The following is a 22,652-nucleotide window of genomic DNA, read 5'->3' as shown; positions in this document are numbered from 1 at the left end:
TCACCTTATACGCTCAGGACACTGCAAATGCTGCCTAGCCTGTTCATTTCCCACGGCTCGCCCATGCTTGCCCTCGAACCGGGTGAGAGCGGGCCCGCGCTTGCGCGTTTGGCCGCCACCCTGCCGCGCCCCAAAGCCATCGTTATGGTCTCGGCGCACTGGGAAAGCAATGAACTGCTGGTCAACGGCAATCCCCAGCCGGAGACCTGGCATGACTTCGGCGGCTTCCCATCCGCACTTTTCGCCGTGCAGTACCCGGCGCCCGGCATGCCAGAGCTGACGCATCGCGTGCTGGAACTGCTGGCAGAGGCTGACCTGCCAGCGCGCATGAACACTCAACGGCCATTCGACCATGGCGTCTGGGTGCCCTTGTCGTTGATGTACCCGCAGGCGGACATTCCCATTGTGCAGGTCTCGCTGCCTACGCGCGGGGGCCCCGCCCTGCAGACGAAGGTCGGGCAGGCACTAAATGGACTGCGCGAGGAAAACGTTCTGCTGATCGGTTCTGGCAGCATCACCCATAACTTGCGAGAGCTGGACTGGCAGGCGGGACCTGAAAGCATCACGCCGTGGGCCCTGGCGTTCCGTGACTGGATGGTGGGAAAGCTGGCGGCCGATGATCTGGAAGCGCTGCACGATTACCGAAACCAGGCGCCCCACGCCGTGCGCAACCACCCGACCGATGAACACCTGCTGCCGCTGTATTTCGCTCGGGCGGCGGGTGGGAAATTCAGCATTGAGCACCAGGGCTTCACCATGGGGGCGCTGGGGATGGACATTTATCGGTTTGGTTGAGGGGATGGATACAGCCCTGTAGGACCGGCTTTAGCCGGGAAGAGGCCAGGTCAAACGCCATCGATTATGCACTTATAGGGGACTTACACTTATAGGGGACTCACTTATTTACGGTGGAGCGTTGTAAATAAATCTGTCCCCTTCAAATAGTCATCCAAACGCAGCACTAGCCCCCAAATCCCACGCAAAAAAATCCCCGAACCAGTCGGGGATTTTTTTATTCAGACGATCAGCTCAAGAGCAGATCAGTCTTCGCGATAGCGACGCAGCTTCAGCTGCTTGCCGGCAACGCGGGTGTCTTTCAGCTTGGCCAGCAGACGCTCGAGGCCGTCTTCCGGCAGCTCGACGAGGCTGAAGCTGTCACGCACCTGGATGCGACCGATTGCTTCGCGAGCCAGACCACCTTCGTTGAGGATGGCGCCCAGCAGGTTTTTCGCAGCGATGCCGTCACGGGCACCCAGCGCGGTACGGCAGCGAGCACGGCCTTCGGCCAACGGCACCGGGGCACGACGTTCACGGTCGCCACGATCAGGACGGTCGCCTGCCGGACGCTCAGGACGGTCACCACGTGGCGCGTTGTTCGGCACCAGTGGACGTTCTTTCTCGATCGCGCTCAGGGTCAGCGCCTGACCATTGGTGGCCTTGCGCAGCAGAGCAGCGGCCAGGGCACGCGGGGTGCAACCGATGTCGGCAGTCAGGCGGTCCAGCAATTCGCCATGGCTTGCTTCAGCATCAGCGACCAGCGGCGACAGGCTGTTGGTCAGTTTCTTGATGCGGGCATCGAGAACGGCTTGGGAGTCCGGCAGGCGGACTTCGGCGATTTTCTGACCGGTCATGCGCTCGATCACTTGCAGCATGCGACGCTCACGCGGCGTTACCAGCAACAGGGCGCGACCTTCGCGACCGGCACGGCCAGTACGGCCGATACGGTGAACGTAGGCTTCCGGGTCGTACGGCATGTCAACGTTGAACACGTGAGTGATACGCGGAACGTCAAGACCACGGGCAGCAACGTCAGTCGCAACAACGATGTCCAGACGACCATCCTTGAGGGAGTCGATGACGCGTTCACGCTGGTTCTGAGCGATGTCGCCGTTCAGCGCAGCAGCCTTGTAGCCTTTGGCTTCAAGGGCACTGGCCAGATCCAGAGTGGCCTGCTTGGTGCGCACGAACATGATCAGGGCGTCGAAATCTTCGACTTCCAGCAGGCTCAGCACGGCAGAGGTCTTCTGGTCAGCGTGAACCAGCAGGTGAGCCTGCTCGATCGCGGTAACGGTCTGGGTCTTGCTCTGGATCTTGACGTGTTTCGGGTCTTTCAGGTGACGCTCGGCGATCGCGCGGATCGACTGCGGCAGGGTCGCCGAGAACAGCACGGTCTGACGGGTTTCAGGCATGGCCTTGAAGATGACTTCGAGGTCATCCATGAAGCCCAGCTTGAGCATTTCGTCAGCTTCGTCGAGAACCAGATGGTTCACAGTCGCCAGGACTTTTTCGTCACGACGCAGGTGGTCACAGAGACGGCCCGGGGTAGCAACGACGATTTGAGCGCCGTTACGAATGGCTTTCAGCTGCGGGCCCATTGGCGCGCCGCCGTAGACAGCCACAACGGTAACGCCTGGCATCTGCTTGGCGTAGGTTTCGAACGCGGTGGCCACTTGCAGGGCCAGCTCACGAGTCGGCGCGAGGATCAGCGCTTGCGGCTCGCGTTTCGTCGGGTCGATCAGGCTCAGGATGGGCAGAGCGAAGGCGGCGGTTTTACCGGTACCTGTCTGCGCCTGACCGATCATGTCGTGACCGGCGAGAATAATGGGGATCGATTGCTGCTGAATGGCCGAAGGCTCTTCGTAGCCGGTGGCTACTACAGCTGCAACAATTGTCGGGTGAAGGTTAAGAGCGGCGAAGCCGCCGGTTTCCTGGGTCATGGGTCTGCCTCTGAGTGCATCCGCAAAGACCCATGCTTCAAAGCTGCGCGTGCCGTGTAAGACCCTAGAGTCACCCTGGCTGCTTTGTCGGCGGGGATTTGCGAAAACGTATTGATGAATGGATCGTCATGGGTGGTTCGTGACCGAACCGGTTTGAGAAGATGGCTTCGCGAACCTAAACCGTGACGAGGGCCCTATGAAAGGCCGGCGCGCACTATACCGGAAATGCTGAAACAAGTGAGGATTTTTTCGGGAAACAGCCCCTTGCGGCCAACTGTCACAGGCTTTGCGCAAAGCTGCGTCAGTGTCTACTTTTCAAGTGCCCGGTATCGGTAGCGAGCAGAGCTTAAACGATTCATCTGGACAGTGCGACACCCCACCCTCCCTTTCTCCTCATCTGCAGGAAACAGCGACATGACCTCTTCGATCAAAGGCCACGTCAGCCGGGAACAGCGCGGCGCAATCATGCTCATCGGCCTGGACCGGGTCGCCAAACGCAACGCCTTCGACATGCACATGCTCAATCAGTTGAGCCTGGCCTACGGGGAGTTCGAGCGTAACGACCAGGCGCGGGTCGCGGTGGTGTTTGCCCACGGCGATCATTTCACCGGCGGGTTCGATCTGGCCGAGGCAGGGGCGGCATTGAGAAACGGCTGGACACTGCCGGCCGGCGGTTTCGACCCTTGGGGCCTGTCGATCGGACCGAGGGTGAGCAAACCGGTAATCGTCGCGGCCCAGGGCTGGTGCCTGACACTGGGCATCGAGCTGATGCTCGCCTCTGACATCAATCTCTGTGCGAGCAATTCACGCTTTGCCCATCTGGAAGTGCAACGCGGCATTTTTGCCTGCGCCGGCGCGACCCTGCGGCTGCATCAGATCGCGGGTTGGGGCAATGCCATGCGCTGGCTGCTCACGGGCGATGAATTCGACGCCCACGAAGCCTGCCGCATGGGCCTGGTGCAGGAAGTGATGGCGCCCGAAGACCTGCTGCCCTCGGCGCTGCGCCTGGCCCAACACATTGCCGACCGCGCGCCGTTGGGGATTCGCACCACCCTGGAGTCCGCGCGTCAGGCGGTGCTCGAGGGTGAAAGCGTTGCCGCGAAGGCGTTGCCTGCGCTGGTCCGGCGTGTGCTGGACAGCGAGGACGCTAAAGAAGGCCTGCAGGCGTTGCTCGAAAAACGCCCGCCGCTGTTCAGGGGTTGCTGATCAGGTGGCGGGCCGCAGCGTCTTGATCAGCGGCAACAGCGAATAGCCCAGTTGCGGGGCGAGGCTCTCGGCGCGCTGGGTGAGGGCGTCAATGTCCAGCGTCTGATCGAGGTCGGCGGGGACGATGAGGATGACATTGCCCTCCTTCACCGGCAGCTCCCAGTAATGACGGTGATACAGCCCGCGCAGAAGCGCCGCGCCCAATGGCTTGCCGTCGTCCGATGCCCACTGATTGATGATCAGCCAGCCGCCGGGGTTGAGGCGCTGCTGACACTTCTCGAGAAAGCCCCAGGCCAGATGGCCCACCGCAGGGCCGGTGTCGGTGTAGAGATCGACAAAGATCAGATCAGCGTCTTCGGCGGTCGGCAGCAGGTCGAGGGCGTCGCCGATGCGCACGTACAACCGGGGATCGTCCTGCAGGCCCATGAATTCCATGGCCAGGCGCGGCACATCGGGGCGCAGCTCGATGGCTTCGACATCGTCAAGGGACAGAAACTTCAGACACGCCTGGGTCAGCGTGCCCGCCCCCAGCCCCATGAACAGCGCGCTTTCCGGGGCAGGATGGCAGAGCGCGCCAATGAACATGGCGCGGGTGTAGTCGTATTCGAGCCAGGCCGGATCGGCCGTGAACGTGCAACTCTGCTCGATGGCATCCCCGAACTCCAGGAAGCGGTAATCGGCCACTTCAAGTACGCGGATCTTGCCGAATTCGTCGTGAACTTCGGCCAACACGTGCTCTACGCGTTCCTCGGTCATTGCTGTTTTCGTACCCATGGTCAGAGTGGTTCGGGAGCTCGCCCGCAAGGATCGGCGTTGCCGCGCCCCGGGCCTCGTGTGCAGACAGACGCAAGAGGCGGCCCGGAAAAGCGCGAATTGTCGGCGAATCGCGCCCCGCAGGTCACGCAAATTCTCGAGGCGAGCTGCTAACATGCCTGTCCGATCGCACTGACTTCGAGTTCAAGATGAGCCAACCCTGGAGCCCCGACAGCTGGCGGAACCTGCCTATCCAGCAGCAACCTCAATACCCGGACGCGGACCACGTTCGCCGTGTCGAGCAGACCCTCGCCAGCTATCCACCGCTGGTGTTTGCCGGGGAAGCGCGAGAGCTGCGCCGGCAGTTTGCCGAGGTGACCGAGGGCCGGGCGTTCCTGCTGCAGGGTGGCGATTGCGCCGAGAGCTTCTTCGAATTCTCGGCTGCAAAAATCCGCGACACCTTCAAGGTGTTGCTGCAGATGGCGATCGTCATGACCTTTGCCGCCGGTTGCCCGGTCGTCAAAGTCGGGCGCATGGCCGGGCAATTCGCCAAACCGCGTTCCTCCAACGACGAGACAATTGACGGCGTGACGCTGCCGGCGTACCGCGGTGACATCGTCAACGGTATCGGCTTCGACGAGAAAAGCCGCGTGCCCGACCCGGATCGTCTGCTTCAGGCGTATCACCAGTCCACCGCGACCCTCAATCTGCTGCGCGCTTTTGCTCAGGGCGGTTTTGCCGACCTGCATCAAGTGCACAAGTGGAACCTGGATTTCATCGCCAACTCGGCGCTGTCGGACAAGTACAGCCAGCTTGCCGATCGCATCGACGAGACCCTCGCTTTCATGCGTGCCTGCGGCATGGACACCTCGCCGCAGTTGCGCGAAACCAGTTTCTTCACCGCCCACGAAGCGCTGCTGCTGAATTTCGAAGAAGCCTTCGTTCGCCGCGACAGCCTGACCAATGACTTTTACGATTGCTCGGCGCACATGCTGTGGATCGGCGACCGCACGCGGCAACTGGACGGCGCCCACGTGGAATTCCTGCGTGGGGTAAAGAACCCGATCGGCGTCAAGGTCGGGCCCAGCATGAACACCGATGACCTGATCCGGCTGATTGACATCCTCAACCCGGACAACGATCCGGGCCGCCTGAACCTGATCGCGCGCATGGGCGCCAACAAGGTTGGCGACCATCTACCGGCGCTGATCCGTGCAGTGGAACGCGAAGGCAAGAAGGTGCTGTGGAGTTCGGACCCGATGCATGGCAACACGATCAAGGCCAGCAGCGGTTACAAGACCCGCGACTTCGCGCAGATCCTGGCGGAAGTGAAGCAGTTCTTTCAGGTGCATCAGGCGGAAGGCACCTACGCCGGCGGCATCCATATCGAGATGACCGGCCAGAACGTCACCGAATGCATCGGCGGCGCACGTCCGATTACCGAAGATGGCTTGTCGGACCGTTACCACACCCATTGTGACCCACGGATGAATGCCGATCAGTCGCTGGAGCTGGCGTTTCTGATTGCCGAGACGTTGAAGCAGGTTCGGCGATAAGGCGACGCGCCAGTGTTGGACACATCTTTGCAGCCACGAGCGGGCTCGTAACGCTCCGACACGACGCGCATAAAAAAACGCCAGACGGGCTGGCGTTTTTTTCGCGGCAACTTTTAGCTGGCGGCGCGAGAGGCGTCACGCAACGCTTTAACCTTGTCGTGGTTAGCCTGCACACCCTGCAGCTGCTTGTCGATCAACGACTGAACGCTGGCTGGAAGGTTCTTTTCCACAGCCTTCGAGCGCGCTTCTTTATAAGCCTTTAGCGCGACGTCTTCACCACGCTCAACTTCGTTGAGAATCGCGGTGTCGTCTTTTCCGGTTAGAGTGGATTTCAGATCGACCCAGGCGCGGTGCAGAGTGCCGCTGACGCTGGAGGACGTTTCTGGATCGCCGCCCAGTGCGCGAACTTCGGACTGCAGCTCGCGCACCGCAGTTGCGATCTCAGCCGAGCGGCTCACAAAGAATTCTTTGATGGTCGGATTTTTGATGTCATCTGCGCTGGCCTGGAAACCTTTCTCGCCATCTTTGCTGGTTTCGATCAGGTCGTTGAGCAGCGAGATCGATTCTTTGTTGATGTCAGTCATTTCAAGATCCTTATGGGCAGGTTGATACAAAAGCGTTTGCATACCGTGGTGGTTGCAGGGGACGGGCCAACTGCCCACATGATTATTTATCGTTATAAATCAACAGGTTGAATTAATTAACGGATGAACAACCCGTGTGTTCTGCATGAACTGTCGTTTAGCCTCCATGCAGAATGCCCGTGCCACGAGCAGATTGGCGGCTAGAGGTGTTCCACGCCGCACGCGAGAAACGCAGCCCTCAAGCGGGCAGCACTTGCTCGCTGGCAATTGATCTGCACCTGGGGCAGGCCCAGCCAATCTGCCAGTTGACGCAGATTTCCGGCCAATGCCTGCATGCCCTCATCGTCCAGCCCTTTCTCTTCCACGTGCACCGCATGTACCGCCAGGCGCCCGGCTGCCCGTTCAGCACGAAGATCAACCCGCGCAACGATGTGCTCGTTGTACAGAAATGGCAGCACGTAGTAGCCGTAAAGACGCTTGGCCTGGGGCGTGTAGATTTCCAGCCGATAGCGAAAATCGAACAGCCGCTCGGTGCGCCCCCGCTCCCAGATCAGTGAATCAAAAGGCGACAGCAACGCACTGGCCGCCACTTTGCGTGGCACGACCGACCCCGCAAGCGTGTACGCCGGTTGCTTCCAGCCCTGCACCTGAACCCTCTGAACCACGCCCTCCTCCACCAGCTCAGCCAACCCGCGCCTGGCGGGTGCCGGGTCCTGCCGGAAATAATCGCGCACGTCCTTTTCGGTACCGACGCCCAGCGCTTTGACTGCATGCAGCAGCAAGCCGCGCTGTGCGTCGGATTCGCCGATATCAGGGTGATTGACGATCGCCGCCGGCAGAACCCGCTCGGGCAAATCGTACAGGCGCTCGAACCCGCGACGACCGGCGACCGTGACCTCACCCGCTGCGAACAACCATTCCAGCGCATGCTTTTCGGCGCTCCAGTCCCACCAGGGTCCGGCGCGATCCTGCCGAGTGCTGATGCTGCCCGCGCCCAACGCGCCCTGATCCCGAACGGTCTGCAGCACCCGGGCGATGGTGGTCCGCTGCTCGCGGCCGAACTTTGCCAGTTGCTGATAAATGCCCTCGCCCTGGGCCGCACGCTGCATCCGCCAGCGCATCAGCGGGTACAGCTCAACCGGCAGCAATGACGCCTCATGGCCCCAGTACTCAAACAGATTGCGTTGCCGACCCTGGCTCCACGCCGCCTGCTCCAGCAATGCGCGCGGGTAAGGACCGAGCCGGGAAAAGAGCGGCAAGTAGTGCGATCGCACCAGGGCATTGACCGAATCGATCTGCAGCACGCCGAGTCGCTGGATCAACTGCGTGACATGCGCGGCCTTGATCGTTGCAGGCGGCTGGCGGCTGTTAAAACCTTGCGCGGCCAGCGCAAGCCGGCGCGCGTGCTTGAGGGAAAGTGGCGGGTGACTCGGCGGTTCGGCGGGCATTGCGACCTCCATGGCGGTGCCCAACGCTAACCGATCACCCGCTGTTCTGTCAGCGCTTCATCGGGTCATCCCAGAAGGGACGCTCCACTTCTTCGTAGACATCCGCCCGACTCAGGCCCATGTCTTTCAGCGCGTCATCGCTGAGGGTGGCCAGTTCGACACGCTGGTGATGCAGCTTGCGCCAGCGAGCAACCTGCGCCACGGCCGATTTCCACCAGCGTTCCGGCGCGGATTCCTGCGACAGAGGTTTTGCGACCAATACGTAACCTTTTTGACCTTTCATCGTCCTGCCCTCCAGTGGGGATGGGCAGATTCTCTCGCCGCGCCTAAGATCAATCCAACGAATGTTTCTTATGCACTGCATCTGGGAGATTGATGCATGACTACCTACCCGAGTATCGACAGCGAGCTGCTGCGCACCTTTGTCGCGATCGCCGATGAGGGCGGTTACACCAAGGCCGGCGAGGTGGTGAATCGCACGCAGTCCGCCGTCAGCATGCAGATGAAACGGCTGGAGGAGGACGTGGTGCGGCGACCGTTGTTTCTGAAAGACGGCCGCACCATCAGCTTCACCGCGGAAGGCCAGGTGCTGCTGGGCTACGCGCGACGGATCCTGAAACTGCACAGCGAAGTGTTCAACACCCTGCGCGAGCCGCACATGGTCGGCACGGTGAAGATCGGTACGCCGGACGATTACGTGATGCGCTTTCTGCCGGGGATTTTGCAGCGCTTTGCCCAGGCCTATCCGCTGGTGCAGGTGGAGGTGCATTGCGAGTCTTCGTCGCAGTTGCTGCAACGCCAGGACCTGGATTTAAGCATCGTCACCCGCGAGCCGGGCAAGGAAATCGGCCAGATCCTGCGCCAGGAGCGGTTCGTCTGGGCGGTCGGCGCAGGCTTTAGCCCACAGGAGCAAACGCCGATGCCGCTGGCGATGTTCAACACCGACTGCTTTTGCCGGCAGTGGGCAATCAACGCGCTGCAGGCGTCCGGCCGCGAATTCCGCGTGGCCTACACCAGCGCGAGCCTGTCAGCGATCATGGCCGTGGTCAGCGCAGGACTGGCGGTGACGGCGCAGCTGCAAAGCCTGATCACCTCGGACCTGGAAGTATTGGGGGAACAGCACGGGCTGCCGCAGTTGCCGTCGGCGAGCATCGTACTGCTGCGCAATCCCAACAATCCTTCGCCGATCACCGAGTGCCTGGCCGATCACATTGCGGAGGGGTTCAGGCTGTAACGGGCACTCATGACATCAGGCATCACAGCTTGAAGCACAGCATGATCGCGCAAATCACCAGAAAGCCGCAGAACAGCGATCGCAATACGCGCTCCGGCAAACTGTGCGCCAAGGCGACGCCCCAACTGATGCTGGCCAGCCCGCCAATCGCAAGGGGAATACCCATCAGCCAGTCGACGTGGTCGTGCAAAGCGTAGGTCGCCAGCGTGATCGTGGTGCTCGGCGCCGCCAGGGCCAGCGCCAGGCCCTGGGCCGCCACCTGCGTCGCGCCGAACAAGCCGGTCAAAATGGGCGTCGCGATCACCCCGCCGCCGACACCGAACAGCCCGGCGGTCACGCCCGAGCCGACGCCCAGCAGCCACAACCAACGGGTGTGCCGCAACTCGGCGCCTACGGTCCCGTTGCGCCAGACCATCTGGATCAGGTTAAACAGCGTCAGCACCACAAGAAAGCCGACAAAGCTCAGGCGCATGATTTGAGGGTCAACGCGCACGGCCCACAGCGAGGTCAGCCAGGACATTGTGAAACTGGGCACGATGAGCATCAGCGCATGGCGCACCGACACCCGATTGCGCTGGTTGTAGCGCCACAGCGCCAGCAGCACATTGGGCAGCACCATCAATAACGCCGTGCCCTGGGCCAGTTGCTGATCAAGCCCGAACAACACGCCCAGCGCCGGAATGGCGACCAGCCCGCCGCCAATGCCGAACAGTCCGCCCAGTGTGCCCATGGCGGCGCCCAGCAGCAGGTACATCAATACATCGACAATCACGGCCGATCCTCTGATCCGATTTCTGCGCGCATGCTACGCAGTCAGTGCCGTTGAGGAAATCCGCTGAGACGATATCAGAATGTGGAAACGATCCGCGGCTGAGGCGGCCGATAGAAAACCCCACGCCCGGCCATTACCGAAATTATCTGGTGCATTAAACAGCAGGGCACTAAATTACCGAGCATTACTGACTGAGAGGGACACCCCATGAACGCCAACGAGCCCACCCACAAGGCTGGCGCTGGCAGTTGCGACGAGCTGCTGCTGGATAACCAGCTGTGCTTCGCCCTGTACTCGACGTCGCTGATGATGACCAAGGTCTACAAGCCTCTGCTCCAGGCACTGAACCTGACCTACCCGCAATACCTGGCGATGCTGGTGCTGTGGGAGCGCGACGGCTTGACCGTCGGAGAAGTCAGCACCCGCTTGCTCACCGATCCCGGCTCGCTGACGCCACTGCTCAAACGTCTGGAAGCCGAAGGCCTGATCCGCCGGACCCGTAGCAAGGAAGATGAACGGGTTGTGCTGCTGACCTTGACCGAGCAAGGCAAGGCGCTGCACAAAAAGGCGCAAAGCGTGCCGCAATGCATTCTGGCCGCCAGCGGCATCAACCTTGAACAGCTGAAGGCCCTGCAGAAAGACCTGCTCGCCCTGCGTGGAAATCTGCTCGAGAGCCTCTGATCGGCTGCCGTAATCGGCAATTCTCAAAAAGCTCAAAATTTAACGTGCACACTAAGCAGTAGCGCAGTACTGCACATCGGTCTGCTGGCATTGAACAATGCCGAAGCCCAAGCGCCGGTCGATGCAGCCCGCCAAGTGTGCCCTTACTCCAATCCCACACGCGGCAACGTCGATGTCCGTCTGCACATGACTGTCTGACACTCGCTCACACGCGCAGTGAAGCCCCTGAACTCGCAAGAGTCAGGGGCTTTTTGCTGAGTACGAACAGACACTTTCTGCAAGAAATGGACGACGCGCTTTTCATTTCCGTCCTACGTCATCGCAGGCAAGACGCTTCGGTTTCCGGCTTTGACCCTGATCATCATTTCTGTCCGACCCGCTCAATCATTCCGCATTGATTGATACGGCCCCTCTCAGAATGATCACGACTCAGGACCTGGGCATGACGACCTCACTCGCTCCGATGTACACCAATGAAGTGACAGGCGACTTTCTTCAGACACTCGACACGCCCACCTTCACCTCTGAGCAAATGGCTGAATTTCACGAAGACGCTGTGGCGGTCATTCGCAAAAAAGAAGCCTATTGCCTGGCCCATCCGCCCATCGGCATCTACCGGCTTGCCACTGAAGGCAGCCAGACCCGCAACGGCGGCATTGTTCAAGAAACGCAGTCGACGATCACGTGCACCCTGGAGAACGGCGAGCAAGTGCGCTTAGCGCATAAGGGAGACTGCGTTCTTTATCCGGATGGTTCCACCGCCCACATCATCACAGGCGCAGGCCACAGCAATGGTCACGTCGCGTTGGTGGGGAGCCGCTTGTGCAACGGCGACGAGATCATCAACACGCCACAGCCCCACAGACCGTTCGTAGCCCGCCAGGGCGTCCCTTTGGCTGCCGACTTCCTGCCTGCCGTTGGCAGCGCTAACGCCGAATAACACCCCACTTGGTTCCATTGCGCGACCTGCCCATCAGGCTTTCGCGTGGATCTCCCACATCCCCACTCTTTCGCATGGACGCGACACCTGAACAGGGAACGAGTATTGATGGCTACCGGTTATTACATCCGACTGAACGACAAGACCCGCTGTGGCGGATTCGTCACGCAAGCAACCTCCCGCATGGTGTTGCACGGCATTGAACAGTCGCGAGAGGGCGACGCGGTGAAGTGCGGTGTCGACGGTAAAACGTATCGGATCGAAGGCGGAATTTCCCACATGATCAGTGACGGCATTCGCCTGGCCGGCACCCTGGACAGTGTCAGCGGTTGCCCCTGTAAAGCCCGGTTGGAACCATCGCTGTTCTGTGCCGCCTACGAGAACGAGGAAAGTCCGGCGGCAGTAGCCGGCAGGCCTTTTTCCGCCGCTGGTTACGTGCAAGGTGCTGCCGTTGCAGCTACGCCGATGCCTCTCAACCCACGCCGTCCTGCCGACGCGCAGAGAGAGCAGGACATCGAAGAAGAGGAAGAAGAAGTCGAGCAGGAGCGACTGATCACTTTGCGCCTCGGCGTGTTCTTTGATGGCACCGGTAACAACCAGGCCAACAGCGAAACGGTTGCAGGTTGCATGGCGCGGGATGTCGGGCTGGAAAATGAAGCCGAAGAAATTCAGAAGTTCTGTGCCGAATTTGGCTATGGGATTGACGGGAGTGCGCCAGACAACAGCTTTGGGAATGACACCTCCAATGTGGCGCGGCTTTATGATTTGTACATGGACCATTCCGACGTCTCGCTCAAGCCGGATGCTGAAGAGGCGGCACTGAAGGTTTATCTGGAAGGTATTGGGACTATTAGCGGTGGCGAAGATGATCTGTGGGGGCAAGCAACTGGTAGAGGTAAAAACGGGGTCGTGGCGCGGGTTGAACAGAGCTCGGCATTGATATTACGTCGCTTGAGAGTATTTAAAGATAACCATCCTGAGATAACGATTAAGCAACTTGAAATCGATGTATTTGGGTTCAGCCGTGGAGCCGCTGCAGCTCGTCATTTCGTCAATGACATTCGAAAAGGCGTCAACAGCATGCTTGCAAAAGCATTGCCTACCGGTAACTCGATATTCATTGAAGGGTTCGGCTGGCGAGTCCAGCAAGATCTCCATTTGAACTTCATTGGTCTTTTTGACACCGTGCCAGGCATTGTCACGCCGTTAATGCTGGATTTCAGCCCCGGCAATGATCGCAACGGGGGACTCAACCTGGGGCTCCCAACGGGTGCCGCCCGCAAAGTAGTGCAGTTGGTAGCGCGGGATGAGCATCGATTGAATTTCGCCCTGATCCGAACCGAGAACGATATAGTTCTGCCCGGCTCGCACTCAGACATTGGCGGCGGCTACCGGCCGCGTATGCGTGAACGGCTGCTGGTCGCGAAACCGGCGAGTAGCCGGGAACGAAAGACCACACCCAACGAACAGTCGCTTGCGTTTTCACAATCCATTCAAAGCGTCGGCCCTTTGGTCAGACGCTTAGTCGATCAGGGTCTTGAGGTGGACATACATTGCCGCTCCGAAGACGAAGAGCGCACGCAGGAAAATCAAATCCCCCTTCACAAGCAGGTTTACGTCCTCACCACACTTGATCGTGAAGTGGATGGAGACTTGTCGAAGATTTATCTGCGGGTGATGCGGGAGCTGGGATTGCAACACAGTGTGCCTTTCAAACACATCCCGCAAACCGCTTCACTATCGTTGCCGTCAGAACTGGAGGCAATCGCTGAGAAACTGAAAGCATACGCCCTTGGGCATGCAGTGACGCTGGGCCTGAGCACCGAAGAAGAGGCATTGCTCCTGCGCCGCTACATCCACCTTTCAGCCAGCTGGAACGCGGTGAAAGACAGGAATCGAACGAGCATCGGACCGATGTTCATCAATCGGCCAACTGATGACCATCAGCGAATTGTTCATGACAATCGGTAGGTTCAATGCGCTCCTTGGATGCGTATTGGGTCTGATCCTGAGCGGATGCAGCAGCGCTAACGATTACGGGGTGGAGCTGCCGTATGACGCGTGGCGATTGGGCTTTCTGGCCCCCAATTACATGGAAGTCTGGATTGAGACCGCAAACGTCGTCGATGTAAAAGGACGATTATTTAGACGTGCAATGAGTGGCGTGGCGGCGGTTCAGACTCCACCCAATTCAACAGGAAATCCGAGAGGGTGGCCTAAACGGCCAGGGGACGGAGCAGGCAAGCACGTTTGGCGAGCAGATGTTCCTAGGCTGATCTACGTACGTTGGCAGTCGTTGGCCGAACCACAGACCTACGAGGCCTACATTGAAATTCCTGAATCAACTCGGCATGAAATGTTGGAGGTCAGAGAAAAAACGTACTGCAGAGGAACCAAAAACTGGATCACCGACCACCGTGAGCTGCTGGTAATCGGGCTCGCTCCGGGCGGCATTGCTAAAACCTGGATAAGAGGCGCGTGCCTCGACCCGATTGAAGTCAGCCGCGTACAAGGCAAGGTCGTTGAAAAAGGGCCTGACCAAGGGCGTACAAACGGTCGTTATGCCCTTGAGCTAGAACCAGAGTCACGAGCATACATCGACAAGTTCGGCATCCCTTATGACTCTTGGTAAAGACCGATCAAAAAACATCAACGTCCTGTTCGGATGCGTATTGGGCCTGATCCTGAGCGGATGCAGTAGCGCTAACGACTATGGGGTGGAGCTGCCGTATGACGCGTGGCGATTGGGCTTTCTGGCCACCAACTACATGGAAGTCTGGATTGAGACGGCAAACGTCGTCGATGTGAAAGGCCGATTATTTAGACGTGCAATGAGTGGCGTGGCGGCAGTTCAGACTCCGCCTAACCTCAAGGGAACCCCGAGAGGATGGCCCAAAAACCCCGGGGACGGGGCGGGAAAACATGTTTGGCGTGCAGATGTCCCTCGGCTGATCTATGTCCGCTGGCAATCGTTGGCAGAACCCCATACCTATGAAGCCTACATTGATATCCCGGAGCAGATTCAGCAATCCATGCTTGAAGGGGGAAAACCTATTGCGATGCAAGCAAGGTATGGATCGATGACTACCGAAAGAATCTGGTGGTAGGTCTCGCTCCCGGTGGCGTTGTCAAAACCTGGCTCATGGGAGTTTGCATTAATGCGATTGAAGTCAGCCGCGTGCAAGCCAAGGTCGTTGAAAAAGGACCTGACCAAGGGCGTACAAACGGCCGTTATGCCTTGGAGCTAGAACCAGAGTCGCGAGCATACATCGACAAGTTCGGCATCCCTTACGACTCTTGGTGAAGTCCGGTCAAAAAACATCAACGTCCTGCTCGGATGCGTTTTGAGCCTGATTCTGAGCGGATGCAGCAGCGCTAATGACTACGGGATGGAGCTACCGTATGACGCGTGGCGACCGGGCTCGCTGACGGCGCTGCTCAAACGGCTGGAAGCTGAAGGCTTGATCCGCCGCACCCGCAAAGGAAGATGAACGTGTCGTGCTGCTGACCCTGACCGAGCAAGGCAAGGCCCTGCACACCAAGGCGCAGAGCGTTCCGCAATGCATTCTGGCCGCCAGCGGCATCAACCTTGAGCAGCTCAAGTCCCTGCAGAAAGACCTGCTCGCCCTGCGTGAGAATCTGCACGAAAGCATTTGATCAGGCCTCCGTAATCGACCTTTCTGAAAAATCTCGAAAATTTATCTTGCGCGCTAAACATTAGCGCAGTACATTCCATCTCACTTGCTTAGCGCACAAGACTTTAGCGCCAAGCAGATCCCGATTCAGTTATCAACATCCAACCCATCAGCACGTGAGGAATTACCATGCAAGCTCTCTACACTGCAGTCGCAACCGCAACCGGTGGCCGTGATGGCCGCGCTGTTTCCGACAACAAAATTCTCGACGTCAAACTGGCCACCCCAAAAGAACTGGGCGGCGCCGGTGGCGAAGCCACTAACCCTGAGCAACTGTTTGCTGCCGGCTACTCGGCCTGCTTCATCGGCGCACTGAAATTCGTCGCTGGTCAGAGCAAGAAAACCATCCCCGCTGACGCGTCGATCACTGCCCACGTCGGCATTGGCCAGATCCCTGGCGGTTTCGGTCTGGACATCGACCTGCACATCAGCCTGCCGGGCCTTGAACAAGCCGAAGCTCAGGCGCTGGTCGATGCGGCCCATCAGGTCTGCCCTTACTCCAACGCTACACGCGGCAACGTCGATGTCCGTCTGCACGTGACGGTGTAAAGGCTCGTCACAAGACCTCGTCCCCAACCCTCGTTTGACCGGGAGAAGAACATGAACACGTTTGGCAAGATTGTGGCTGGCTCGCTCCTCGCACTGTCCATCGGCAACGCTTTCGCGGCGACCGATACGGGCGTCGAGCACAACACGCAGGCGTTTCTGGACGCGCTGAATTCCGGAAACGGCAAGCCGATCGAACAGCTTTCGCCCAAAGACGCTCGCGCGGTGCTGACCGGCGCCCAGGCCGGGGTCAAGCTGACCCTGCCCAAGGCCGATGTCAGCCAGAAGACCATTTCGGTTGACGGCCAGAACATCAGCCTGACGATCGTTCGTCCGGCCGGCGTCAAAGGCACCTTGCCGGTGTTCATGTACTTCCACGGTGGCGGCTGGGTGCTCGGCGATTACCCGACCCACGAACGTCTGGTGCGGGATCTGGTAGAGGGTTCGGGCGCAGTGGCGGTGTTCGTCAACTACACACCTTCCCCTGAAGCGCACTACCCGACGGCGATCAACCAGGCCTATGCGGCGACCAAATGGGTCGCCGAGCATGGCAAGGAAATCAACGTCGACGGCAAGCGTCTGGCGGTGGCGGGCAACAGCGTCGGCGGCAACATGGCGGCGGTCGTCAGCCTGATGGCCAAAGACAAAGGCACCCCGGCCATCCGTTACCAGGTGCTGTTGTGGCCGGTGACTGACGCCAACTTCGATACCGGTTCGTACGATCAGTTTGCCGAGGGTCACTTCCTCACCCGCAACATGATGAAGTGGTTCTGGGACAACTACACCACCGACCCGAAACAGCGCGCCGAGATCTATGCCTCACCGCTGCGGGCCACGACCGATCAGTTGAAAGGTCTGCCGCCTGCCCTCGTGCAAACGGCAGGTGCTGACGTGCTGCGCGACGAAGGTGAAGCCTATGCTCGCAAGCTGGACCAGGCCGGTGTGCCGGTCACGGCGGTTCGCTACAACGGCATGATCCACGATTACGGGCTGTTGAACGTGATCAGCCAGGTGCCGGAAGTGCGCTCGGCAATGCTGCAGGCTTCGCAAGAGCTGAAAGTACATTTGAAGTAAAGGCAGTATAAAAAAACGGGTCGATCAGCAATGGTCGACCCGTTTGCATTGCTGGATTCCGTCGTTCATAACCCGCTGTCGCGCAGCACACGCGGTCCCTGTGGGAGTGAGCTTGCTCACGAAGACATATTTCTAGCCGATGAAGATTTGGCGGATGTACCGGCCTATTCGCGAGCAAGCTCGCTCCCACAGCGCTTTGTCGACAGCTGCATCTGCGGCGGCGTCACCTACTCCTACAAGGTCAGCGTGTGTTGGAACTGCCCTCTCAAGCACCCACAAAAAAGCCCGACTCGATGGTCGGGCTTTTTCGTTTCCGGCGTTACATCTCCGGCATTACAAGAGCTGTGCTTATTTAGCACGGCCTTTGTAGGAACCGCCGTCGCGGGTGTCGATTTCGATCTTGTCACCGATTTCGATGAAGTCAGCCACCTGCAGCTCGGTGCCGTTGGCCAGCTTGGCCGGCTTCATGACTTTGCCCGACGTGTCGCCACGAGCCGAACCTTCGGTGTAGTCAACGGTGCGCACGATGGTGGTCGGCAGCTCTACGGAAACCAGACGCTCTTCAAAGAAGATCGCTTCGCAGACGTCGGTCATGCCTTCTTCAACGAACGGCAGAACGGCTTCGATGTCTTCGGCGTTCAGCTCGTACATGGTGTAGTCAGTGGTGTCCATGAACGTGTAAGTGTCGCCGCTGATGAAAGACAGCGTGGCTTCTTTACGGTCCAGGATCACGTCGTCCAGCTTGTCATCGGCGCTGTAGACGATTTCAGTCTTGTAGCCGGTCAGCAGGTTTTTCAGCTTGGTCTTCATGATCGCGCTGTTACGGCCCGACTTGGTGAATTCAGCTTTCTGAACCAGCCAAGGATCGTTTTCCAGCTTGATCACGGTACCGGGTTTAAGCTCTTTACCAGTTTTCATTACGAGTATCCGAATTTGGATGAAAGATCTTTCTAAGCCCTGTACGAAAAGCCACTTTTCGTACAGGGCTTACTACAAGGCCGCGTATCATATCCAACTTTGGTAAAACCTTACCAGCGCAGTCGTCAGATCGTCCTGCAAGGCCTGTTCCAGACACCAGCGCTGGGCATGGGCGGCCAGTTCGTCGGCGTGTTGTTCCAGCGCATGCCAGCCCTGGGTCATGTCTGTTCCGCCATTCCAGCTGCGCCAGACCTCGGTCAGCGCCTGCCCCGCCGCCTCCGACAACCCCACCCGATACAACGCCAGAAAGGCATCGAGTTTGGCCCAGTGGGCGTCGTCGTCCTGCTCATAGATGTGCCAGATCAGTGGCCGTCCCGCCCATTGCGCGCGGACGAATGAATCTTCCCCGCGCACGACGTTGAATTCGCAACACCACAACAGCTGGTCGTAGTCTTCCTGGCGCACGAACGGCAACACCTGAATGGTCAGGGCACCGCGCACTTGCACGGCACCCGCCTTCAATTCATCCACGCCCAACCAATGCTGAACGTCACCCAGAATGCGGCCTTCAGGCACCAGCAAATGGGTAGTGCTATCAGCCTGGGCCAGGCAATCCAGCCAGCTGCCGAGGCCGGCGTGCTCGTAGGCGAACAGGGACATCAGCCGTGCATCGGCATGGGGCACGATGTGCAGGCGCTGGAGGAAGGATTGGCGTGCGGCGAAATCCGCCTGAAGCGCCTGACGCTTGTCGATCAGGCCCGCCTCACGCAGCAACCCGCCGGTCTTGCCGGTGAAGCCGGGGAAGAAGAAATACTTGCGCAGGCCCGAGGACTGGATCGACGGCAGGCCGTGGCAACCCGACACCCAGTCCTCGGCGCTGAGGTATTCGAGGTTGAACCACAGCGGCCGCTTCTCTGCCCCGTGCATGGCCTCGATGTAATCCGGTGGCAGGCGACAGGCGAAGGCTTCGACCACCACGTCCGGCAGCTCGACCCCTTGCCACACCTTGGGACATTCCTTTGGCCAATGACAAACGGTCACGCCATCGCGTATTTGCTCTTCCGCCAGCGGATCGGCACCCGGGCACAGCCGTGCGAAGGCATTCAGGTCATCGATCCAGAGGCGAACCTGCAGGTCGTGTTCGGCGACCAGTTGTCGGGCCAGGCGAAAGGTCACGCCGACGTCGCCGAAATTATCGACAACGCTGCAGAAAATATCCCAAGAGGCTTTCATCCGGGCTCCCTGAGGATGTTCAAAAAAACCGATTGTCCTTCATTGCAGCGCAGAATCACCAGCCCCGGTCGTGCGACAATCGCTGCCACCGCTGGCCACATGCATACAAGTCTGGAGTCTGTCATGTACGTCAACCACCGCGAACTGTCTGTCACGCTGCGCCCGCTCAAGCTGATCCTGTCGATTGCCGCCGGTATCTGGCTGGGCTTTCTCGCCGTCCTGCTGAGCCTGTGGCTAATCTATAAAATGCTCCCCGCCGAGCAGACCCAGGCACTGAACAACGCGGCCGCGCAAATGACGACCCCGCCTGCGGCCAAGCCAAAGCCTGAAAGTGATAACCCGATGTTCGATCAGTACCGGCAGATTCTGCGCGACAGCGAAGCGCGGCAGAGCCAGGAAGCCGAACAGGCGGAGCGGCAACGCAGCTTCAACGGCCCGAAATGCCAGTTCTGGATGCAGCAGAACCAGACCGCGCCCAGCGAGAAAAGCCGCGCCAGCGTCTATCAGTTCTGCGGCTGAATCCCCTTTTGTCGAGCCATGCCATGCCCCCGAATACGCCATGCCCGTGAACAAGCAAACCGTCCTGCAGTGCATCGCCGAGAAGCTGCAGGTCGATCTCGATGTGGCCGTGCGGGCCGCGCAAACGGCGTACGAAACCGCGACCCATGAAGAGAACATCGCCGAGAACAAGTACGACACCCTTGGACTGGAGGCGTCGTATCTGGCGGCGGGTCAGGCGCGGCGCGTGGAGGAAATCCGCCAGTCGCTGAATCTGTGTCGCAACCTGGTGCTCAAGCCCTTCGATGAACAGCGCGGGATCCAGACCGGCGACCTCATTGCCCTCCAGGCGAACAACGGTACGGAACAGCGTTTGTTTCTCGCGCCTGACGCGGCGGGGCTGAAAATCAACGTCGAAGAACAGGTGATTACGGTGATCACGGCACGCTCGCCGCTGGGTCAGAGCCTGCTCGGCAAGTTCGATGGCGATGAGGTGGAAGTGGTGGTGAACGGCAGCCGTCAATCGTTCGAGATCACGCAAATCCTGTGATCCACTGATCATTTGCAGGGTTGTAGCGTCCGACTTTTTGTGGGTAAGGTGCAGCGTCGCACCACACAGGGTGAACCCCGGAACCCGGAGCCGGGGACACGGATTTAACCAAGGAGATATTTCATGACGAACGTCATCACTTTCCCTGACGCCCATGAACGTGATCGCCTCAAGTCCAGTGACCACCACGGGTTGAGATACCTGAACAAGAAAGAGCGACAACTGATCGACCGCCTGCGCATGACCAGTCACGCCGGCCGCCAGTACGTTTACGACTACGCCAGCATCATGCAGCGCTCCAAGCCGCTGTACCCTGAACCTGTGGACTGACGCGGCTCCCAGGGACGCGTATCGGTTCAGCAGCGGTTAAGTACAACGCCAGTGGGCGTGGGCCTATAGTGGCCAGATGTTTCTGTCCTTCAGGAAAGCCCCATGCCCACCGCAACGCCTTCCCCGACGCCCGCCGAACCGAGCGCTGCCGCTGCGCCGGTCGATCACCTGCGCTTCCACAAACGCCACGCCCACCTGGCGCCGACCTTTGGCACCGATGCTTTCGCCCTCAAGGCCGAGGCGTTTGCGCGGTTCTTCGGCACGCCCACCTTTCTCGGCGCACAAACGTTGTTGGTGTTGCTGTGGGTGGGCGCCAACCTGAGCGGGCTGGTGTCGTTCGACCTCTACCCGTTCATCCTGCTCAATCTGGCGTTCAGCCTGCAATCGGCCTACGCCGCGCCGCTCATTCTGCTGGCCCAGACGCGACAGGCCGCCCGCGACAAAGCCAGCGCCGATGCCGACGCAGAGCACAGAGAAGCACTGGCGACCGCCAATGAAGAACGCATGGCCATCGCGGCGCACTACACGGCGCAGATGCTGGAACTGCTGGAGCAAAATACCCGGCTCACCGAAATGACCAAAGTGCTGACCGAGCGCGTCGAAGGGCTGACGGCGGACATGCACAAGCATTTCGTCAAGCGGGATGGGCATGTTTGACGGTTTTCGGGATTTGGCTTGCCCCTACAGCGGATCTGCGGCACGCGCAAAATCTTAGTCTGGCAAGGGACCTTGTAGGAGTGAGCTTGCTCGCGAAGAGGCCAGTACATCCGCTAAATCTTCTCCGGCTGAAATACCGTCTTCGCGAGCAAGCTCACTCCTACAGTTCCTCCGTTTTCCGCAAGACAATGCAGCGCGCTGGCTAAGGACAGCTTCTACGGAAATCACATCCCGTTGAACGATCCCATCCACACGCTGCCCCAAACTCCATGGCATTCATGATCCCCCGTCAAAACTCCCGTGCCCGCGCTGTGGTTTTTCCCTGCCAGCCGGCGCGGGATACTGGCCGTCAATTTCGTTTCTCCCCTTCCCCCTTGAACCCTGGAGTTCTCCCATGACTGTTCCCGCATTTGGCCTCGGCACTTTTCGCCTGAAAGATCAGGTCGTCATCGACTCGGTCAGCAATGGCCTGGAGCTGGGCTATCGCGTCATCGACACCGCGCAGATCTACGGCAATGAAGCTGAGGTCGGTCAGGCCATCGAGCAGAGCGGCGTGCCCCGTGACGAGCTCTACATCACTACCAAGATCTGGACCGACAACTTTGCCGCCGACAAGCTGATCCCGAGCCTGAAGGAAAGCCTGGCAAAGCTGAAAACCGATCACGTCGACCTGACGCTGATCCACTGGCCGTCGCCGAAAGACCAGGTGCCGGTCGCCGAGTTCATGGGCGCGCTGCTGAAGGCCAAGCAGCAAGGCCTGACCCGCGAGATCGGGATTTCCAACTTCACCGTCGCGCTGATGAAAGAAGCCATTGCTGCGGTCGGCGCCGAAAACATCGCCACCAACCAGATTGAGCTGCACCCGTACCTGCAAAATCGCACCGTCGCCGATTTCGCCAAGCAGCACGGAATCAAGATCACGTCCTACATGACCCTGGCCTATGGCGAAGTGCTGAAGGACCCGGTGATCGAGCAGATCGCCCAGCGCCACGACGCAACCCCTGCGCAAGTGACGCTGGCGTGGGCGATGCAGTTGGGTTACGCGGTGATTCCGTCGTCGACCAAACGCGCGAACCTGGAAAGCAACCTGAAAGCTGTGGACCTCACGCTGACCGAGGACGACATGGCGCAGATTGCCCAACTGGATCGCGGTCATCGCCTGACCAGCCCGGCCAGCCTCGCGCCGCAGTGGGATTGATGCAGCCCTGATTCTGGCTTCGGCCAGAATCACCCCAATGCAACGCCCCCTAATAACGCACC

General features: G+C 59.5%; 25 protein-coding genes and 2 pseudogenes. 19 read left to right on the top strand and 8 right to left on the bottom strand.

The window, feature by feature from the left end; all coding sequences use genetic code 11:
• The first annotated feature begins 27 nt into the window (after positions 1-27).
• Entirely contained in the window at positions 28-795 is a 768-nt protein-coding gene (locus JN403_RS12090) for a class III extradiol ring-cleavage dioxygenase (protein WP_205487102.1), read from the top strand.
• A gap of 245 nt (positions 796-1,040) precedes the next feature.
• Here the strand turns inward: JN403_RS12090 and JN403_RS12085 are convergent, their stop codons facing one another.
• Positions 1,041-2,717: a DEAD/DEAH box helicase gene (locus JN403_RS12085; RefSeq protein ID WP_122623792.1), complete on the bottom strand. Its 1,677-nt coding sequence runs from the start codon at positions 2,715-2,717 to the stop codon at positions 1,041-1,043.
• A gap of 414 nt (positions 2,718-3,131) precedes the next feature.
• Here JN403_RS12085 and JN403_RS12080 point away from each other — a divergent pair, with 414 nt between their 5' ends.
• Complete coding sequence (locus tag JN403_RS12080) at positions 3,132-3,923, top strand: crotonase/enoyl-CoA hydratase family protein (RefSeq protein ID WP_205487101.1); 792 nt, start codon at positions 3,132-3,134, stop codon at positions 3,921-3,923.
• Here JN403_RS12080 and JN403_RS12075 read toward each other — a convergent pair whose 3' ends face one another.
• Positions 3,924-4,679 (bottom strand): spermidine synthase, encoded by a 756-nt coding sequence (locus tag JN403_RS12075; protein WP_205487100.1) that lies wholly within the window; start codon positions 4,677-4,679, stop codon positions 3,924-3,926. It lies immediately after the preceding gene.
• Positions 4,680-4,885: 206 nt separating this feature from the next.
• On the opposite strand from JN403_RS12075, the gene JN403_RS12070 reads away from it, so the two are divergent.
• Positions 4,886-6,232 carry a 3-deoxy-7-phosphoheptulonate synthase class II gene (locus JN403_RS12070; protein ID WP_122535607.1) on the top strand — a complete coding sequence of 449 codons (1,347 nt, stop codon included), beginning with the start codon at positions 4,886-4,888 and terminating at the stop codon, positions 6,230-6,232.
• Between the two features lie 113 nt (positions 6,233-6,345).
• Here the strand turns inward: JN403_RS12070 and JN403_RS12065 are convergent, their stop codons facing one another.
• From JN403_RS12065 to JN403_RS12055, 3 genes are all read right to left on the bottom strand, one after another.
• Complete coding sequence (locus tag JN403_RS12065) at positions 6,346-6,816, bottom strand: PA2169 family four-helix-bundle protein (protein WP_205487297.1); 471 nt, start codon at positions 6,814-6,816, stop codon at positions 6,346-6,348.
• Positions 6,817-7,016: 200 nt separating this feature from the next.
• Positions 7,017-8,264 carry a winged helix-turn-helix domain-containing protein gene (locus JN403_RS12060; RefSeq protein WP_205487099.1) on the bottom strand — a complete coding sequence of 416 codons (1,248 nt, stop codon included), beginning with the start codon at positions 8,262-8,264 and terminating at the stop codon, positions 7,017-7,019.
• 49 nt (positions 8,265-8,313) lie between these two features.
• On the bottom strand, positions 8,314-8,547 hold the full coding sequence (locus JN403_RS12055) for a DUF1127 domain-containing protein (RefSeq protein ID WP_240356910.1): 234 nt from the start codon (positions 8,545-8,547) through the stop codon (positions 8,314-8,316).
• 96 nt (positions 8,548-8,643) lie between these two features.
• On the opposite strand from JN403_RS12055, the gene JN403_RS12050 reads away from it, so the two are divergent.
• Positions 8,644-9,498 (top strand): LysR substrate-binding domain-containing protein, encoded by an 855-nt coding sequence (locus JN403_RS12050; RefSeq protein WP_205487098.1) that lies wholly within the window; start codon positions 8,644-8,646, stop codon positions 9,496-9,498.
• A gap of 22 nt (positions 9,499-9,520) precedes the next feature.
• Here the strand turns inward: JN403_RS12050 and JN403_RS12045 are convergent, their stop codons facing one another.
• On the bottom strand, positions 9,521-10,267 hold the full coding sequence (locus JN403_RS12045; RefSeq protein ID WP_205487296.1) for a sulfite exporter TauE/SafE family protein: 747 nt from the start codon (positions 10,265-10,267) through the stop codon (positions 9,521-9,523).
• Positions 10,268-10,477: 210 nt separating this feature from the next.
• On the opposite strand from JN403_RS12045, the gene JN403_RS12040 reads away from it, so the two are divergent.
• The 10 genes and pseudogenes from JN403_RS12040 (at position 10,478) to JN403_RS12000 (ending at position 17,206) form a co-directional block, all read left to right on the top strand.
• Positions 10,478-10,951, top strand: a complete 474-nt coding sequence (locus JN403_RS12040; RefSeq protein ID WP_205487097.1) for a MarR family transcriptional regulator — start codon at positions 10,478-10,480, stop codon at positions 10,949-10,951.
• Positions 10,952-11,020: 69 nt separating this feature from the next.
• Positions 11,021-11,149 (top strand): annotated as a pseudogene (locus JN403_RS12035) (organic hydroperoxide resistance protein); the annotation flags it as partial.
• A 244-nt stretch (positions 11,150-11,393) separates the two neighbouring features.
• Positions 11,394-11,891, top strand: coding sequence for a hypothetical protein (locus tag JN403_RS12030; protein WP_205487096.1), 498 nt, complete (start codon positions 11,394-11,396; stop codon positions 11,889-11,891).
• A gap of 108 nt (positions 11,892-11,999) precedes the next feature.
• Positions 12,000-13,862: a DUF2235 domain-containing protein gene (locus JN403_RS12025; protein WP_205487095.1), complete on the top strand. Its 1,863-nt coding sequence runs from the start codon at positions 12,000-12,002 to the stop codon at positions 13,860-13,862.
• Positions 13,828-14,523 (top strand): DUF2931 family protein, encoded by a 696-nt coding sequence (locus JN403_RS12020; RefSeq protein WP_240356908.1) that lies wholly within the window; start codon positions 13,828-13,830, stop codon positions 14,521-14,523. Before JN403_RS12025 ends, JN403_RS12020 begins: the two co-directional genes overlap by 35 nt.
• Positions 14,510-14,998, top strand: coding sequence for a DUF2931 family protein (locus JN403_RS12015; RefSeq protein ID WP_345945845.1), 489 nt, complete (start codon positions 14,510-14,512; stop codon positions 14,996-14,998). The genes JN403_RS12020 and JN403_RS12015 overlap by 14 nt, the downstream gene beginning before the upstream one ends.
• A complete protein-coding gene (locus JN403_RS25890) occupies positions 14,992-15,195 on the top strand; it encodes a DUF2931 family protein (RefSeq protein WP_345945844.1) in 204 nt (67 codons plus the stop codon). The genes JN403_RS12015 and JN403_RS25890 overlap by 7 nt, the downstream gene beginning before the upstream one ends.
• A gap of 112 nt (positions 15,196-15,307) precedes the next feature.
• Positions 15,308-15,548 (top strand): annotated as a pseudogene (locus tag JN403_RS12010) (MarR family transcriptional regulator); the annotation flags it as partial.
• Between the two features lie 167 nt (positions 15,549-15,715).
• A complete protein-coding gene (locus JN403_RS12005) occupies positions 15,716-16,135 on the top strand; it encodes an organic hydroperoxide resistance protein (RefSeq protein WP_065993050.1) in 420 nt (139 codons plus the stop codon).
• 51 nt (positions 16,136-16,186) lie between these two features.
• Complete coding sequence (locus JN403_RS12000; RefSeq protein ID WP_205487093.1) at positions 16,187-17,206, top strand: alpha/beta hydrolase; 1,020 nt, start codon at positions 16,187-16,189, stop codon at positions 17,204-17,206.
• 348 nt (positions 17,207-17,554) lie between these two features.
• Here JN403_RS12000 and JN403_RS11995 read toward each other — a convergent pair whose 3' ends face one another.
• Positions 17,555-18,124 carry an elongation factor P gene (locus JN403_RS11995; protein ID WP_172609231.1) on the bottom strand — a complete coding sequence of 190 codons (570 nt, stop codon included), beginning with the start codon at positions 18,122-18,124 and terminating at the stop codon, positions 17,555-17,557.
• 87 nt (positions 18,125-18,211) lie between these two features.
• A complete protein-coding gene (gene earP, locus JN403_RS11990; RefSeq protein ID WP_205487092.1) occupies positions 18,212-19,357 on the bottom strand; it encodes an elongation factor P maturation arginine rhamnosyltransferase EarP in 1,146 nt (381 codons plus the stop codon).
• 123 nt (positions 19,358-19,480) lie between these two features.
• Here earP and JN403_RS11985 point away from each other — a divergent pair, with 123 nt between their 5' ends.
• From JN403_RS11985 to dkgB, 5 genes are all read left to right on the top strand, one after another.
• Entirely contained in the window at positions 19,481-19,876 is a 396-nt protein-coding gene (locus JN403_RS11985; RefSeq protein ID WP_205487091.1) for a hypothetical protein, read from the top strand.
• Between the two features lie 46 nt (positions 19,877-19,922).
• Positions 19,923-20,405 carry a GreA/GreB family elongation factor gene (locus JN403_RS11980; protein WP_205487294.1) on the top strand — a complete coding sequence of 161 codons (483 nt, stop codon included), beginning with the start codon at positions 19,923-19,925 and terminating at the stop codon, positions 20,403-20,405.
• A 123-nt stretch (positions 20,406-20,528) separates the two neighbouring features.
• Positions 20,529-20,735: a hypothetical protein gene (locus JN403_RS11975; protein ID WP_065993044.1), complete on the top strand. Its 207-nt coding sequence runs from the start codon at positions 20,529-20,531 to the stop codon at positions 20,733-20,735.
• 102 nt (positions 20,736-20,837) lie between these two features.
• Positions 20,838-21,392 carry a DUF1003 domain-containing protein gene (locus JN403_RS11970; protein WP_205487090.1) on the top strand — a complete coding sequence of 185 codons (555 nt, stop codon included), beginning with the start codon at positions 20,838-20,840 and terminating at the stop codon, positions 21,390-21,392.
• Positions 21,393-21,786: 394 nt separating this feature from the next.
• Entirely contained in the window at positions 21,787-22,590 is an 804-nt protein-coding gene (dkgB, locus tag JN403_RS11965; RefSeq protein ID WP_205487089.1) for a 2,5-didehydrogluconate reductase DkgB, read from the top strand.
• The last annotated feature ends 62 nt before the right edge of the window (positions 22,591-22,652 follow it).

This window comes from Pseudomonas sp. 15A4, assembly GCF_016925575.1.
Lineage (GTDB): Bacteria > Pseudomonadota > Gammaproteobacteria > Pseudomonadales > Pseudomonadaceae > Aquipseudomonas.
Note: the sequence above shows the minus strand (reverse complement) of the source record. Positions and strands in the feature narration are given on the sequence as shown.

Excerpts from the sequence above, each read along its gene's own strand:
- JN403_RS12075 (WP_205487100.1), bottom strand. The coding sequence starts at position 4,679 with ATGACCGAGGAACGCGTAGAGCACGTGTTGGCCGAAGTTCACGACGAA.
- JN403_RS12090 (WP_205487102.1), top strand. The coding sequence starts at position 28 with ATGCTGCCTAGCCTGTTCATTTCCCACGGCTCGCCCATGCTTGCCCTC.
- JN403_RS12005 (WP_065993050.1), top strand. The coding sequence starts at position 15,716 with ATGCAAGCTCTCTACACTGCAGTCGCAACCGCAACCGGTGGCCGTGAT.
- JN403_RS11985 (WP_205487091.1), top strand. The coding sequence starts at position 19,481 with ATGTACGTCAACCACCGCGAACTGTCTGTCACGCTGCGCCCGCTCAAG.
- JN403_RS12015 (WP_345945845.1), top strand. The coding sequence starts at position 14,510 with ATGACTCTTGGTAAAGACCGATCAAAAAACATCAACGTCCTGTTCGGA.
- JN403_RS11995 (WP_172609231.1), bottom strand. The coding sequence starts at position 18,124 with ATGAAAACTGGTAAAGAGCTTAAACCCGGTACCGTGATCAAGCTGGAA.
- JN403_RS12080 (WP_205487101.1), top strand. The coding sequence starts at position 3,132 with ATGACCTCTTCGATCAAAGGCCACGTCAGCCGGGAACAGCGCGGCGCA.
- JN403_RS12055 (WP_240356910.1), bottom strand. The coding sequence starts at position 8,547 with ATGAAAGGTCAAAAAGGTTACGTATTGGTCGCAAAACCTCTGTCGCAG.
- JN403_RS12025 (WP_205487095.1), top strand. The coding sequence starts at position 12,000 with ATGGCTACCGGTTATTACATCCGACTGAACGACAAGACCCGCTGTGGC.
- JN403_RS12050 (WP_205487098.1), top strand. The coding sequence starts at position 8,644 with ATGACTACCTACCCGAGTATCGACAGCGAGCTGCTGCGCACCTTTGTC.
- dkgB (WP_205487089.1), top strand. The coding sequence starts at position 21,787 with ATGACTGTTCCCGCATTTGGCCTCGGCACTTTTCGCCTGAAAGATCAG.
- JN403_RS12085 (WP_122623792.1), bottom strand. The coding sequence starts at position 2,717 with ATGACCCAGGAAACCGGCGGCTTCGCCGCTCTTAACCTTCACCCGACA.
- JN403_RS12030 (WP_205487096.1), top strand. The coding sequence starts at position 11,394 with ATGACGACCTCACTCGCTCCGATGTACACCAATGAAGTGACAGGCGAC.
- JN403_RS11975 (WP_065993044.1), top strand. The coding sequence starts at position 20,529 with ATGACGAACGTCATCACTTTCCCTGACGCCCATGAACGTGATCGCCTC.
- JN403_RS12040 (WP_205487097.1), top strand. The coding sequence starts at position 10,478 with ATGAACGCCAACGAGCCCACCCACAAGGCTGGCGCTGGCAGTTGCGAC.
- JN403_RS12065 (WP_205487297.1), bottom strand. The coding sequence starts at position 6,816 with ATGACTGACATCAACAAAGAATCGATCTCGCTGCTCAACGACCTGATC.
- JN403_RS12070 (WP_122535607.1), top strand. The coding sequence starts at position 4,886 with ATGAGCCAACCCTGGAGCCCCGACAGCTGGCGGAACCTGCCTATCCAG.
- JN403_RS12020 (WP_240356908.1), top strand. The coding sequence starts at position 13,828 with ATGACCATCAGCGAATTGTTCATGACAATCGGTAGGTTCAATGCGCTC.
- JN403_RS12000 (WP_205487093.1), top strand. The coding sequence starts at position 16,187 with ATGAACACGTTTGGCAAGATTGTGGCTGGCTCGCTCCTCGCACTGTCC.
- JN403_RS12060 (WP_205487099.1), bottom strand. The coding sequence starts at position 8,264 with ATGCCCGCCGAACCGCCGAGTCACCCGCCACTTTCCCTCAAGCACGCG.
- earP (WP_205487092.1), bottom strand. The coding sequence starts at position 19,357 with ATGAAAGCCTCTTGGGATATTTTCTGCAGCGTTGTCGATAATTTCGGC.
- JN403_RS11970 (WP_205487090.1), top strand. The coding sequence starts at position 20,838 with ATGCCCACCGCAACGCCTTCCCCGACGCCCGCCGAACCGAGCGCTGCC.